The organism is Pseudoalteromonas sp. DY56-GL79 (assembly GCF_041414765.1).
Classification (GTDB): domain Bacteria; phylum Pseudomonadota; class Gammaproteobacteria; order Enterobacterales; family Alteromonadaceae; genus Pseudoalteromonas; species Pseudoalteromonas piscicida.
The window spans coordinates 65,201-79,339 of record NZ_JANHZS010000023.1 but is presented as its reverse complement, the minus strand read 5'-3'; the positions used below and the strand labels follow the sequence as shown (position 1 = coordinate 79,339).

The 14,139-nt window shown below is 43.2% G+C and carries 13 protein-coding genes; 8 read left to right on the top strand and 5 right to left on the bottom strand.

The window, feature by feature from the left end; genetic code table 11:
* Nucleotides 1-58: 58 nt before the first annotated feature.
* Both yidD and yidC read left to right on the top strand, forming a co-directional pair.
* Nucleotides 59-361: a membrane protein insertion efficiency factor YidD gene (gene yidD, locus NO992_RS16880; protein WP_253106311.1), complete on the top strand. Its 303-nt coding sequence runs from the start codon at nt 59-61 to the stop codon at nt 359-361.
* A gap of 8 nt (nt 362-369) precedes the next feature.
* The gene (gene yidC, locus NO992_RS16875) at nt 370-2,004 is read left to right on the top strand and encodes a membrane protein insertase YidC (RefSeq protein WP_010376852.1); all 1,635 of its coding nucleotides are present in this window, start codon (nt 370-372) and stop codon (nt 2,002-2,004) included.
* 75 nt (nt 2,005-2,079) lie between these two features.
* On the opposite strand, the gene NO992_RS16870 is transcribed toward yidC, so the two are convergent.
* On the bottom strand, nt 2,080-2,295 hold the full coding sequence (locus NO992_RS16870; RefSeq protein ID WP_010376854.1) for a DUF1496 domain-containing protein: 216 nt from the start codon (nt 2,293-2,295) through the stop codon (nt 2,080-2,082).
* 218 nt (nt 2,296-2,513) lie between these two features.
* Between NO992_RS16870 and NO992_RS16865 the strand changes: the two genes are divergently transcribed.
* From NO992_RS16865 to NO992_RS16855, 3 genes are read left to right on the top strand one after another with little or no spacing between them, the layout of a single operon-like run.
* Entirely contained in the window at nt 2,514-3,185 is a 672-nt protein-coding gene (locus NO992_RS16865; RefSeq protein WP_010376855.1) for a cytochrome c biogenesis protein CcdA, read from the top strand.
* Nucleotides 3,186-3,202: 17 nt separating this feature from the next.
* Nucleotides 3,203-3,661: a TlpA disulfide reductase family protein gene (locus NO992_RS16860; RefSeq protein WP_010376857.1), complete on the top strand. Its 459-nt coding sequence runs from the start codon at nt 3,203-3,205 to the stop codon at nt 3,659-3,661.
* The gene (locus NO992_RS16855) at nt 3,661-4,398 is read left to right on the top strand and encodes a hypothetical protein (protein ID WP_253106317.1); all 738 of its coding nucleotides are present in this window, start codon (nt 3,661-3,663) and stop codon (nt 4,396-4,398) included. Before NO992_RS16860 ends, NO992_RS16855 begins: the two co-directional genes overlap by 1 nt.
* Before the next feature lie 3 nt (nt 4,399-4,401).
* Here the strand turns inward: NO992_RS16855 and NO992_RS16850 are convergent, their stop codons facing one another.
* Nucleotides 4,402-6,582 (bottom strand): winged helix-turn-helix domain-containing protein, encoded by a 2,181-nt coding sequence (locus NO992_RS16850; protein WP_371379144.1) that lies wholly within the window; start codon nt 6,580-6,582, stop codon nt 4,402-4,404.
* Nucleotides 6,583-6,793: 211 nt separating this feature from the next.
* Here NO992_RS16850 and mnmE point away from each other — a divergent pair, with 211 nt between their 5' ends.
* A complete protein-coding gene (gene mnmE / locus NO992_RS16845) occupies nt 6,794-8,158 on the top strand; it encodes a tRNA uridine-5-carboxymethylaminomethyl(34) synthesis GTPase MnmE (RefSeq protein ID WP_253106322.1) in 1,365 nt (454 codons plus the stop codon).
* A 51-nt stretch (nt 8,159-8,209) separates the two neighbouring features.
* Here the strand turns inward: mnmE and NO992_RS16840 are convergent, their stop codons facing one another.
* From NO992_RS16840 to NO992_RS16830, 3 genes are all read right to left on the bottom strand, one after another.
* Nucleotides 8,210-9,757 (bottom strand): hypothetical protein, encoded by a 1,548-nt coding sequence (locus NO992_RS16840; RefSeq protein ID WP_371379140.1) that lies wholly within the window; start codon nt 9,755-9,757, stop codon nt 8,210-8,212.
* Entirely contained in the window at nt 9,733-11,796 is a 2,064-nt protein-coding gene (locus NO992_RS16835) for a hypothetical protein (RefSeq protein WP_371379137.1), read from the bottom strand. The genes NO992_RS16840 and NO992_RS16835 overlap by 25 nt, the downstream gene beginning before the upstream one ends.
* Nucleotides 11,797-11,923: 127 nt before the next feature.
* On the bottom strand, nt 11,924-12,229 hold the full coding sequence (locus tag NO992_RS16830) for a hypothetical protein (RefSeq protein ID WP_010376865.1): 306 nt from the start codon (nt 12,227-12,229) through the stop codon (nt 11,924-11,926).
* 239 nt (nt 12,230-12,468) lie between these two features.
* On the opposite strand from NO992_RS16830, the gene NO992_RS16825 reads away from it, so the two are divergent.
* Together NO992_RS16825 and mioC are read left to right on the top strand one after the other, a co-directional pair.
* Nucleotides 12,469-13,266: an isocitrate lyase/phosphoenolpyruvate mutase family protein gene (locus NO992_RS16825; RefSeq protein ID WP_253106329.1), complete on the top strand. Its 798-nt coding sequence runs from the start codon at nt 12,469-12,471 to the stop codon at nt 13,264-13,266.
* A gap of 409 nt (nt 13,267-13,675) precedes the next feature.
* On the top strand, nt 13,676-14,113 hold the full coding sequence (mioC, locus tag NO992_RS16820) for an FMN-binding protein MioC (RefSeq protein ID WP_010604148.1): 438 nt from the start codon (nt 13,676-13,678) through the stop codon (nt 14,111-14,113).
* The last annotated feature ends 26 nt before the right edge of the window (nt 14,114-14,139 follow it).

Genomic DNA, 14,139 nt, shown 5'->3' with positions numbered 1-14,139 from the left:
CTGTTTTTGCCTACTTGGGTTTAAGCAGTAAATTGAGGAAATAGGTATCTACAAAGCCATGAATTCAACTTCAGGGCGTAGCAAGATCAGAGATCAGTTCAAAGCAGTTTGTTCGCTTCCCAAGCGCCTGCTTATATTGCTGATCCGCGGTTATCAACAATGGATTAGCCCCCTACTCGGGCCTCATTGTCGCTTTAACCCGACCTGTTCTAGTTATGCAATTCAAGCAATTAATTTACATGGAATTGCAAAAGGGAGTTGGTTAGCGGTTAAACGCATATTAAAATGTCACCCTTTGAGCGCAGGTGGAGATGATCCTGTACCTGTGAAGTCGACTAAAGTTAAACAACACGAGAAATAAGAGCTGTTATGGAATCGCAACGCACGTTTTTATTTATCGGTTTGTTGCTGGTTTCGTTCCTACTGTTCCAAGAGTGGACACAAGAACAAAACCAACCGCAAGCTGATACCAGTGCCGTCACACAACAAGTGGCGAACTCAACCCCAACAGAAGAGCAAGCTGATGTACCAGCATCAAGCCAATCCGATGTCCCAGTTGTAGCAACTCAGGCAACGCGTTCTGTCATTAGTATCACTACCGATGTACTTTCGGTAAAAATTGATACTAAAGGCGGTGACATCATTGAAGCTAATTTACTACAACACGCAGAAACCCATGGCAGCGACACGCCTTTCATGTTACTTGGTGAATTTGAAGGCAAACAGTATGTTTCACAGAGTGGTTTAATTGGTTTAAACGGCCCTGACGCGAACAAGGCTGGTCGCCCAGTCTATGAGTCTGCACAACAGCAATATGAGCTTAATGGCGATACATTACGTGTACCACTGACTTTTACTGATGAGAAAGGCGTACAGTACACAAAAACTTACGTATTTAAAGCAGGTAAATATGACGTTGACTTAGAATACCAAGTTAACAACACCACCTCATCACCTGTTCAAGTACAACTGTACACACAAATCAAACGTACACGCCAAGATAAAGGCAGCATGGTTGATCAGACCTACTTAGGTGCAGCCTATGGTACCGCTGAAGAACCTTATGAGAAATACAGCTTCTCTGATATGGCGGATGCGAACCTGAATAAAAATACCCAAGGCGGCTATGTTGCTTTCCTACAGCACTACTTCGTCAGTGCATGGGTGCCAGATCAGCAAACCAATAATACGATTTATACCGCGCTTAGAAATGGTAATGGTATTGTTGGTATGAAGAGCGAGCCAACTAATGTTCAAGCAAACAGCACGGCAACCATCCATGCGGTGTACTACATGGGTCCAAAAGACACAGAAGCGCTTGAAGCAATTCAAGAAGACCTAGATCTCACTGTAGACTACGGCTGGTTATGGTTTATTTCACAACCGTTACTGACTCTGCTTAAGTTCCTTTACGGTATTTTAGGTAACTGGGGTCTGGCGATTATTGCTATCACTTTGATTGTGAAAACGGCGCTATACCCACTTACTAAAGCGCAATACACCTCAATGGCTAAAATGCGCATGCTACAGCCTAAGATGCAGGCACTAAAAGAGCGTTATGGTGATGACCGCCAGAAGTTCGGCCAAGCGATGATGGAAATGTACCGTAAGGAAAAAGTGAACCCAATGGGTGGCTGTTTCCCACTACTACTACAAATGCCAATCTTCCTAGCCTTGTTCTACGTATTCCTTGAATCAACGGAACTACGTCATGCTGAGTTTATGTTGTGGCTAACGGATCTATCATCAATGGACCCGTACTACGTACTACCAGTGCTATTTGGCGCAAGTATGTTCCTAACCCAAAAACTACAGCCAATGACAGTTACAGACCCAATGCAACAAAAGATGATGACTTACATGCCAGTCGTGTTCTCAATCTTCTTTATTTGGTTCCCATCAGGTCTGGTACTTTACTGGTTGGTTTCAAACCTTATCTCTATCGCTCAGATGCTTATCATCTACCGTGGCATGGAGAAAAAAGGCATGAAAGTACGCGGTTAACGCTCGTACACCTTGAATAAAAAACGCCAGCTTCACAGCTGGCGTTTTTTATTTGCGTATCATATAAAGTTGTCGTTACTGATCAATCCACTGGAGCTCACCATTTGGACCGCCGTCAACACAGACTTTCCATTTGTTATTTTGCTTTTCTACCGCTCCCTTAGAATATGCCTGATCAGCATAATAACAATACTTTGTAGGGTCGTAGTCTGGTTTTACATTCTCACCGCTTAGTGCAGAACCAGATACCGCAAATGCTGCAGATACAACCGCTAGTGTTAGTCTATTCATAATATCTCCCTTTAACGTATAAATTTACCTAAACTAGGTAACTTACCTTATCTTATGAACACATCAAGCAAAAGCACTTTTTCTTTTAAACTCATAACAATTAAAATATAAAATCAAATACTTGATAAAATTTGATAGCGATTTTATAACGATTTGATAGGTCAAACTTGTGCTACCCGTCATGCTCTTTTGCAGTTAAAAAATGCAAAGAGAAGACGATGCTTGAATCTACATTACTACAGGCACTCTCCAGTGCCGAAACTGATTGGTGGTTAGTGCCTATTGCACTCTTAGTAGGTGTACTCACCAGCTTTACGCCCTGCGTATATCCCATACTTCCCATAACAGTTGCAACCCTTAGCCAACAACGCCATATTCGCCTTGCTCCAATCTGGTATGCACTAGGCTTTGCAGCGGTGTACGCCGCACTTGGATTTATTGCAGCATTAACCGGTAGCTTCTTTGGCCAGGTAGCAACAAACCCTTGGGTGCTGCTTATTTTTGCCAATCTATTACTCTACTTTGCTGCGGTATCAAAAGGCTTAATCTCTCTGCCACGCTTGCCAAATGCTATTTCAACAAGCTCACCAGCACCTCTTCTAATGGGCATGGCCAGCGCTCTTGTTGCGGCTCCTTGTACATCTCCAATACTAGGTGGCTTATTGCTCTTCGTTGCTAATGCCCAGCAACCTCTATTAGGAGGCGCACTGCTGTTTAGTTTTGCGCTCGGTATGAGCACCTTATTACTGCTAGCAGGGCTAAGCACACGCTTTTTGCATACATTACCAAGATCTGGAGCTTGGCTAAATCAAATCACTACAGCAACCGCACTTATCTTAGTCGCAATGGCGCAATATTTTCTTATTCAAGCTGGCAAAAGTTGGCTATAAAACGCAAAGGAACCACCATGAAAAAAATCATTTTTTATTCACTCTTTATGTTACTCAGCACAATGTCTGCAGCAAAGGACTATCCCGTACTTACCGCCAATACGCTTGCAAACAATACCGTAACCAGTCAAGGCAAAGTCACTTACTTGAAGTTTTGGGCAACGTGGTGCACCTACTGTGTGGAAGAAATGCCACTGCTTGAGCAAAGCTTTCAGCAAGCCAATAACCACTATCAGGTTATCGCCATCAATATTGGCTTCAATCAGTCGAAAAAAGGCGTGCAAGCTTACCTTGATAAACATAATTACCAGTTTCCAACGGTATTTGATGGTAATGGCAAGATAACTCAGCAGTTTCAAGTGTTAGGCACGCCACAACATATCCTCATTGATGAAAACGGCAAAGAAATCTATCGCAGCGCATTGTTTACAGATGAGCTGCAACAACATCTGAGCACACTCCAAGGAGCAAACTAATGTCATCAATTAAAGCCCTACTTATGTTCGCCGCTGTGTGTCTCAGCTTGTTTGCGCACGCCAACACGCAAGAGTATGTGTTTATTAATATTTGGGATGAGTATGTACAGCCCACGACTCTACCAACGCCACTAGCACCAAGGAAATTGCTACAGCCCGATATTAATATTGATGAGGCAAGCTTAGCGCAATTTAAAAAGGCCTATCCAAGCTATGCTGAGTTAGCCATTGATAAGCAAAACCAGTTGCTGCAACGCTTTGCAATAAGGCAAACGCCTGTTCGTGTTATCGTTAAAGACGACAAAGTTATCAAACAAGAGTTGTTGACGACTAACAATGCACCAAGCACAGAGAAAGAAACACGGATCCCATTGCAAACACTCACAGGTACGCCATTTTCGATAGCGACTATAAACAGTCAATACAGAGTGTTATTTTTCAGCGATAGCTTGTGTCCGTTTCAACATATTCCTGCCTGTGAAATGAGAATAAAGCAAAACAATCAACTCGCTGCCTCGAGTGCGTATCCGGTCGTTACTGTGATTAAGCCCTTTTATGTGGAAGAACAAAGTGCTCGAGACTACCAACAACGTTTTGAGATCAAACACGATATTGTGTTCGATCACCACAACGAAGTATTTAGCCAGTTTGAGATTAGAGAGCTACCTTACTGGGTGGTACAAGACAAACACGGTGAAATCGTTTATCGCGGTAATCAGCCACCCAACTTAGACTAGGGCCTAATTTATCGTCCATTTACTCTGACAATAGACGCTGTAAGGGGCATCGATAAGCTCAGCAATAAAATGCTTATCGATGCTGCTTTGCTGGCGTATTTGCAGCAACTGTTGCTGTAGTAATTGGCTGTTTTCGAGTCCAGCTAATTTATCTGAAAAGCGTTTTTGCAGCGCTTCTTCTTTTAACATATCAGCCGCAACAACACCGTAAAGCAACAAAAGATGTGAATTGGTATGTTGATGTGCAGTAATGATCTCAAGCGCTTGTTGAGGCTCGTTTCTCAAAAGGTGGATATACATTTGCGTATAGAGCGCATAGGTCTCAACTTCTTGTAGCTGTAACATTTGATAATCGTGCATTGCATCAATCGTCAACTGCTCTGCAAATTCGAGCTTGCCCGCTTTGATCCAGGTCCAACCCAGTAACAATTTAACGTTGGCACGCGTCACCGAAGAAATATAATCGCTTTCTAACAGCATTCGATATTGCATAATTGCACTTTGCATTGCATCCGCATCACCCGTTTGCAATGCGATATCCATATGCGCCATGCCAATCAGTAATTGCTGTTGCTCATAACTTGGAATAAAGCGCGGCTCGCCGTTAATCTCATTTAAATACCGTAGCGCCTTTTCTCCCTGATGTAGCTGAATATAGTAGAATCCTAGGTAAGTGAGTATTTGCTTTTCTAAATAGTGATAACCATTTTTCTGAGCTAAAGCGAGGGCTTTTAATAAACTAGGCTCACTTTCAACCACTGGCACTAAGTAATTTTGACCATAAGCAAACAAAGCTTTTATTAGATTCATGGTCTGCTCTGTTTGCTCATAATAGGCAATGGCTTGCGCGAGCACAGGTTTACTCTTCTCTAAGTTTAGTAACGTTTTCTCAGCGGGACCAGCCGCTGGTGGATTGGCAAGATAGAAACTCCGCTGTGCTTCGCTATAGGCAAACGAGCGACTGCCTATCAAAACATGCGCTGAGCTCATCGCTTGCTGGTATTCATCCCAACGTTGTAACACCCAAAAAGCATCCGCTTTGAGTTGATATGCCATCGCAATCAATTCAACTTGCTGGCTTTGCTCAGCAGCATCGAGGGCAAGCTGAGCTTGCTGCAACGCTTGCTGATGTAAGCCTCGTGCCTTGAAAAACTCTCCGTAATAGAGGTGGTAGCGAGCACGAGTTGCGGTTGAAGCTGAACTTAGTGAAATCTGTTCGAATCGACGTGTGGCAGAATCAATATCACCGAGCTGCCAACAAATTTGCGCAAGCTCCAACTGACTTTCTAGATGTTCTGGCATTTGCGCCACAGCCGCCTCAAAATATGCCTTTGCCAGTTGAGGTCCCTGTTCATTTAATGCTTGTACACCGCGGTAATAGTCATTCATTGCTAGATTTAAGGATGATTTTTTGGCGGTTTTAGTGTCAACACCTAGCGCTAACTGCGCAATAACCTCTGTTGCAATCGCTTCAAAGCTCTCATCTAACTGTTCAACAATTATCTCGCTTTGCGTATCTCCATAAGTAACACTGAGTAAAAAACGCTGTTGTATCGGCTTTAGTGAAAGCGTGAGCTGTTTAATCGCACTATTCTCTGCAAGCTCAGGATATTGGCTTCGCGGTACTAATTGATAATGAGACTGTAAATGTTGTCTCAATGCCGCTTCAAGCGCATAACCCCACCACGCATTGGCTTGCACACCCGTCTCATTCACCATAGGCACAATGATTAACGAGTCTTGTTCAGCTTTAACACGAGTGACAACGGGTGCTGAGCTAGAAACGAGGTAAACACTCGCGGCTACTCCACTTAACGCGACAGCGCCAACGACAAACATCGCTTTCATTGTTGTAGTGAGTTTGAATGTGCTAAATGTGCGGCTCTCAACAGGACAAATCCACTGATAACCTTGCTGCGGTATGGTTTTAATAAATGTGGGTTGCTGGGCGTTATCTTTGAGGGCTTGTCTTAGCTCAGTGATACTTTGTGTTAGTGCAGCTTCTCTAAACTCACCGTGTTGCCACAATGTGCTGAGCAATGTTTCACGTGTAACAATTTGATTTGGATGGACTAAAAAATAAGCCAACAGCTGCGCGACTCTCGGCCTAAGTGGCACTTGCTCAGCATCACGATATAAACACGAGACATTTGGATCGAAGCGGTATTGAAGAAAGTGCAGCACAGCGTTAGTTTCCCTTATACAACCTTTGCTAGTAAGAACAGTAAAAACTGTGACCATAATTATACCTGACAAAAGCGCATAACCGTATCATTAAGGTCATCAACCACCCAAAACGCAATGAGCAGACTTAGATATTACCCACCAGCTATACCTGAGATATATCAATTGCTGTACAATTATGGCTATTAACCAGACAGTCTAAAGAGTCATCATGATCGCACAAGACACCATAGCAGCACAGGCTACCGCACCGGGTCGCGGTGGCGTTGGTATCATTCGAGTTTCAGGCAGTAAAGCCCGAGAGGTCGCAGAGCTAATCTTAGGTAAATGCCCAAAAACTCGCTATGCCGAATACCTGCCATTTAATACCCTAGCAGGTGAACAGCTAGATCAAGGTATCGCATTGTTCTTCCAAGGGCCAAACTCATTCACTGGTGAAGATGTCCTTGAGTTACAAGGCCACGGTGGCCCCGTGGTACTTGATATGCTGTTAAAGGAAATCAGCCAAATTGAACAAGTGCGCTTGGCAAAGCCTGGGGAGTTCTCAGAACGTGCTTTTATGAACGACAAGCTAGACTTAACGCAAGCAGAAGCTATCGCAGACTTGATCAACGCCACCAGCGAGCAAGCTGCAAAAAGTGCGCTACATTCACTACAAGGTGACTTTTCTAAACATATCAATACTTTGGTTGAGAAAGTAATTCATCTGCGCATGTACGTAGAAGCCGCAATAGATTTCCCCGATGAAGAAATCGACTTTCTTTCCGATGGTAAAGTCTCGGGTGACCTAGAAGCCATTATTCAGCAACTCGCAGAAGTGCGTAAACAAGCCAAACAAGGCAGCATCATGCGTGAAGGCATGCGCGTGGTGATTGCTGGCCGCCCTAACGCAGGTAAATCGTCGCTACTTAACGCCTTAGCAGGCCGTGAAGCCGCGATTGTTACAGACATCGCAGGTACGACACGAGACGTACTACGTGAGCATATTCATATTGATGGCATGCCGCTTCATATTATCGACACGGCAGGACTTCGTGATAGTCCAGACAAAGTAGAACAAATAGGTATTGAGCGTGCTTGGGAAGAGATCCGCGGTGCCGATCACGTACTATTTATGGTGGATGGCACCGAAACCAACGAAACCGATCCTGCGAAGATCTGGCCTGATTTTATCGAGCAATTGCCACAAGGCATGGAAATTACCGTGATCCGCAATAAAGTCGATTTAAGCGGTGAAGCCGTTGGCGCAACAACGAGTGATGGCCATACCCTTATCCGTCTAAGTGCTAAAGACATTCAAGGCATTGATTTATTGAGGGAACACCTAAAAGCCTGTATTGGATTTACTGGTGCAACTGAAGGTGGCTTTATGGCTCGCCGTCGTCACTTAGACGCCCTAGAGCACGCTGCTGAGCACCTAGAAATAGGTCAAACTCAGCTAGAAATGCATATTGCCGGTGAAATTTTGGCAGAAGAGCTACGCCTTACCCAGCAATACCTCAATGAGATCACCGGTGAATTCACCTCCGACGACTTGCTGGGCAAAATCTTTAGCTCATTTTGTATTGGTAAATAACCCAAATATCTGAGTAGTCATACGCCCTATTTTCGGGCGTATGACTATACACTAACCAGCGTATTGGTTTACCGCTTCTTTTACCTTGCGAGATTTGTCTTTTCTTAATGGGGCTAGCAACGCTTCAGCGTCTGTTGCTTGGCTTAATATTTCGGGAAGTTCAGCGCGGCGATCAGCATATAAATAGCTCAAACTCTGTTTAAAACTGCAATATTGGCCACGGGCATGTGCCACGATAAATTCACGACATACATCAAAGTGACTGCGCTTAATACAAAACAGCACCAAATGTTCGGGTTTAACGCCGATATCAAATAACCAGGTGAGCAAAAATGCCATCCCGGTTTCGGACGCTTCGCCTTCATATTCCCCACTTTTCGATAGATAAGTTTCAAAGTCTATCTCATTGTGTGCCAGTTGATGTAACAGCCAAGGTTGTTCCATTTGCGCTTCAATTAATTTAAAGCCCCGATAGTCATGATTAAGAAGCAGACGTACCAGTTTGTTGCGACGCTTAGCATCTAACATCCACACAAACAGACGGAGACTATACATTTGATATTCATCGGCATCGATACGCATAAACTCGGTGGAAATTTGCCTTTTAAACAGCGCAGCCATGACATCAAACTCGACTTCGTTATGTAGATAAGCCATCGTTTGCTCAACAATCGCTTTAATGCGATTGGATTGCACTTGCAGTTCAGCCACGCGTTTTATAATAGCCGCACGCTCAAGCTGTTCTGAAAATATCAGTAATGGCCCCGATGGCAGCCTTTCTTCATACCAAGTAAACGACACCTCATGATCGGCCATCACAATAACGTAATTGTCTCCTTGCTGTTGTAATACAGTGCACGCTTCCCAACTTCGACCATCAACATGGCAAGGCTTATCGTGTATTGAGAGGCTATCCGCTACAATGGCTTTATGCAGCTTCTTTGGTAACTTTTCACCTTCACCGAAATATAGACAATCCCTACCTAATTCCTGTGCTAACGCATGCTCCCAAGAGTGCAGGTTCAATTGCATAAAAATATCAATCGCGCGCTGTAAATCATGGCTGAAATCAAGCTCAACTTCCGGGTGTTTAAGCGATACATGATGTAAAAACTCAACTTTCGTGCGCTCATTGATATACGCAAGTCCCTGCTCCATAGCTTTGGCTTTGTTACGTCCCATGCTGCCAAACATGCTGTTATCATCACTAGCTATTTCGCTGTAAATCTCTATCCAATTCAAGTAGCGTTCGGGGTTATAACGTTGGTTGCTCATTTCATAGGCATTTAGTACACCGCCATCTATTCCAGCTTTACTTAACTGTTCGTAGACCTCAATTTCATTGAGTATAGTGTCAAATTCTATGCTCCAATGATCATCCGAATAAGCACGAAGCACGTTGCGTGCAGCCCTAACTGGCGCAAGTGCAATAATAAATTGCCACAAACGATCTGCTTTATTTTGCTGGGGGAAAGGTAGCTGTCGCAACCAAAATGCCGTTAGGGTAAAGCGTTGGAAATCATCATCATGATCTTTAAAAAGCTGATAGCTCGGTTGCTTTTCACTAAACTTGTTTAGGAAAGATCGCCGCGACAACATTCATCTCGATACAACTGCGGCTGCACTAATGCCAATAAACTGCCGAAATCTTCTTGCGGCGTGTCTGCAGTAAAGTAATCACAGATCCGCGCTATTTGTGCCTCAGACAATCCTAAGTTATCAGGGTTATAATGATCGGACTTTTTATGACATTTCTGAATTATGTGCTGGGCAGCGAGTTGCCAAATATGATTGTCGTTAAGATAATTTGCTAGTGCCTCAGTAATATCGTCGCCAATATGCTGATTATAATCACTGTGCAGGTGATAGCTGGCCAGTGCAATTAATCCCATATCCAATTGCGGCCATTGCTTTGGGTGACACAGCACACGCGATGAGCGAAAATGCTCATCAACCAACTTTAGATGCTTGCGACAAAGCAATTCATCTTGGTTGGTGAAGTGACGAAATATCGATTGGATGTTTTTGGCTTTGGCACTTTCTGCTACGCTTTCAATATCAGACAAGGAGAGTTGAGTGTAGCGCTGATAATAGGCTTCTCTAGAAAGTAGCGCCTCATCACCTTCGGTAAGTGATGCCATCATATATTTGCTAAACTCACGCTTGCCTAGAGCATAGTAAAATACGTCAATCACGCGCAAGTATTGCTGAGCGCGAGCTTGTAGTAAGTTATTTTCTGCATCTTTGCGTACCGTAAGCGTCAGCACCATGCCATTTGGTTGTGTATATTCAACTTCTTCACTGAAGTGATCTGTCAGCAGATCGCCCCGTACAAGACTGAGCACCGACTCCAATTCGTCGGCTATGCCTTGGTTATTGCGCTCGAAACTACTCAATTGATCAATAAAATGCTCAGCCATGTCACTGGCATGCAGTTTCGCTAATTCAAGCACATCTACTTCACAGACTGTTTCTAATACGGTTTGTGGTTCCCCAGTTTCAATATAGCGCCATAATAATTGGCCCTGGGGCATAGCCAGCACTAAAGGTTTCAACAAATTAGTACCATAGTTAAGCTCATATTTACGCTCATCTCTAGCAAGATAAGCGCGATAGCTTGCACGAGCAGCAATGGCACTCTGTGCAATTTTAACTAATGGGCCATCAACCTCTGATTGGACTTTTTGCTGTAAATCATATGCTTCATTTTCGAGAGTACTGCCAAAAAATGACATTGCCATAAAGCTGTCTTTGGCCTCTTCATCGTCATAAAAACAGCTATGGGGGAATAGCGATTGATACAGAGAGACCACAGGCTGATGACTACTAAGGTCTTCTTCTTCATCCTCATCACACATAGTGTCGACATCGGCAAGTAATACCGGTTCAACTTGAAAACGTGCAATGACTAATGCTTTAAATTGCTCATAACTCGCAGGATTCTCACGTAAATATTCCCCAAGCGGCTGGTAGTCACATTCTTCACTGTATTGATCATTTTTGAACATGCCTGATCTAAAGTTATCGTTGTCACACCAAATAAACGCTTTGATCATTTCACGATGCCAACCATGCTCGTGTAGCAACGAACTTAAATAGCTTTCATAGCCGCAGGCATGTTCATCATCCCAATAAGGCACAAAGTATTGTGCTAGCAAATAGGCGTACTGTATATCCGTCTTTGCAAGCATATACAAAGCTTCAACGCCAAATACCCGCATATCATCAAGCCACATTTCATCGGTGTCATTTTGGCGTCGGCTATAGGCTACTATTGCCTTGGCGGTTTCTACAACATCCTCTTTAATCTCAGGATATTGCAGAGCTGCTGCAAACAGAATAACTTCAGAAATGTAAGTTTCAGTATCATCGTCTATAGGGTGGTTATAGTGGTGCGATCCGCCTTCTTGGCCTAAATCTAATGCAGATTGAAGCAACTTTAGGTTGTTGCCACTATCTTGCGGTTGCAAACGGCGCATCCCCTCTTCGTCAAGTTGCTTAAACTCAACATCAAACTGACTATTAAAACAGGCCTTATCGCTGTCCAACAAAGCCTTATACTGAGCTAATGCTAATTCTATTTGTTGCGGGTTTTGGATATCCAGCGTGATTATCTGGTTTTTATCGAATTGGTTCATGTCATTATTTCTAATTGAATTTGACGTATAGCCGCACCAATCGGGCTATAGAGAAGAAAAAGATAATGAAGCGCAGCTTTGAGAACTGCGGCAATTTCAAGTAAATGCTAAACACAGCGAGTGGCAGCTACGCGTTAGCATCCTCAGCTTGCAGCTCCTTTAACCTGTCGATATCTATTTGAGAGTCCTGCTTTGCTTTTTTCTGTTGATCGGGTGTCATATCATCCCAATGAATATAACCACCGTGTGCGTATGGCGCATTGTATAAATAGTTGGCGAATTTTTTGTTGGCAGTACCAGAGACTAGCCCTCTTACTGAACCCTGTTTATCAGCAGCCCACAGTGCAACGCGTTTAAATTCCAACTCTCCAGATGCATTAATACGAAATGAGTACCAATTTTCAGCAGCACTAATGTGCAGATCCTTATCCATGTTTTACCTTTTGTAGTTCCTTAATATCGACACTATTATTTCGAATCCATGTAACTAGGTCAATATCAAACTCATCGTTAAGCTTTTGATAAATATTAATAAAAAGTAAATATTAGCAAGCCTACAAGCAGGATCTGAGCGATAACCACAAATCTACCCATTCACGTTAAGTGCTAAATCTGGCCAGTCCAACATCCCTACACTGCGTATCCTAAGCACTTCAACTTAGGAGAAATAAAATGGCTCTATCTACAACTTTCAATGCACTACACCAACAATCAGCCCCGCTTTTTCTAGCTAACTGCTGGGATCCATCATCAGCGCTTATCATCGAACAGGCTGGTGGTCAGGCCGTTGCGACAACAAGCTGGGGTATGTCTAATCATCAGGGCTACAAAGATGGAGAACAACTCACATTTGACCGTGTACTACAAACAGTAAGTGCCATCCTTAAGGTGATCACTATTCCATTAAGTGTTGATATTGAGGCAGGCTACAGCGCGGATCAAAATCAGATCATCAAACATATTATCCAATTGGCCGACCTTGGCGTTGCAGGTATCAATATTGAAGACAAACCCAGTCACCAGAGCAGCTTACGCGATATAAAGGCACACCAAGCATTATTGCAGGCAATCAAACAAGCTTTACGTCATGGCGGTTTCGATCATTTCTTTATTAATGCCCGTTGTGATCTTTGCTTACAACCACAATGGACGGAAGCGGCGCTGCATGAGCGTGCACTCGCCTATCAAGCAGCTGGTTGCGATGGCTTTTTTATTCCTGCTTTAACCGACACCACCATGATAAAACGCCTAACAGCCCTGCTTTCAATTCCAGTCAATGTAATGCTGTTGCCCGGATTTAGTGATAAACAGGCGTTAGCAGAGTTAGGAGTCAAACGTATCTCATCGGGTAACGCTCTCAGCGATCATGTGATAGCACTACAAGAATCAGCCACCAGAAGGCTGCTCGAAGAACATACTGTAGACTTCTTATTTGAGCAATCAGTCCGCACAACTTGGCTGTCAAACTAAATAATTCACAAGATCTGACCGTTTTTTTAGATTCTTTTATTATATGGAACTAACTATATAGATCTAAAAGTCTGGATCGACTTCCAGCTTTTAGATCGTTATCCACAACACCTCATCCACAACCTCAAAATTTGTTCAAAAACAGCGGAGTTCTTACCGTTTCAAGCATGAGCGTTGGCTTATAAAAGTATTTTTAGGCTCAGCTATCCCATAGATTATCCACAAATAAATCACCGAGTTAAGCTTAGGAATATTTTATTTTTCCTTTTTATTTCATGTGGATAAATAAAAAAATTAAAAATCACACACTATTTGTGCAAATATTTTTATCCAATTACTTCAAAGCCCTCTTTACATATTCACGTTAAACGCTAAGATGGCGCGCAATACGACTTAGGTAAGGGTAACAATGCAAACTTTAGATCTTATTGTAGGCAGCCAAATGGGATCAGCAGAATACGTTGCTGAACAGCTAATGGAATCGCTTGAATCTCAAGGTTATACCGTGAATTTGCATGAAAAACCCGAGCTTGAAGCTTGTCAGCAAGCACTTTGGCTGGTGGTGACATCAACCTATGGGGCCGGTGACTATCCAGAAAACTTATTACCTTTTATATCAGCGTTAAAAGCGAGCTCGGATCTAAGCCAGTTACGCTTTGCGGTAGTTGGAATTGGTGATTCAAGTTACGACACCTTTAATCATGCAGCTATTAATCTTGCTGATCTACTTAAAGAAAAAGGTGCTACACAGCTGTTAGACATAGAAAAGATCGATGTTTTACACCCAGATCTACCAGAAGATACCGCTATTGCTTGGTTACCTAAGTTTGTTGAATGTGTCGCTTAACAGTGCGACATTGAAATACACAGAAG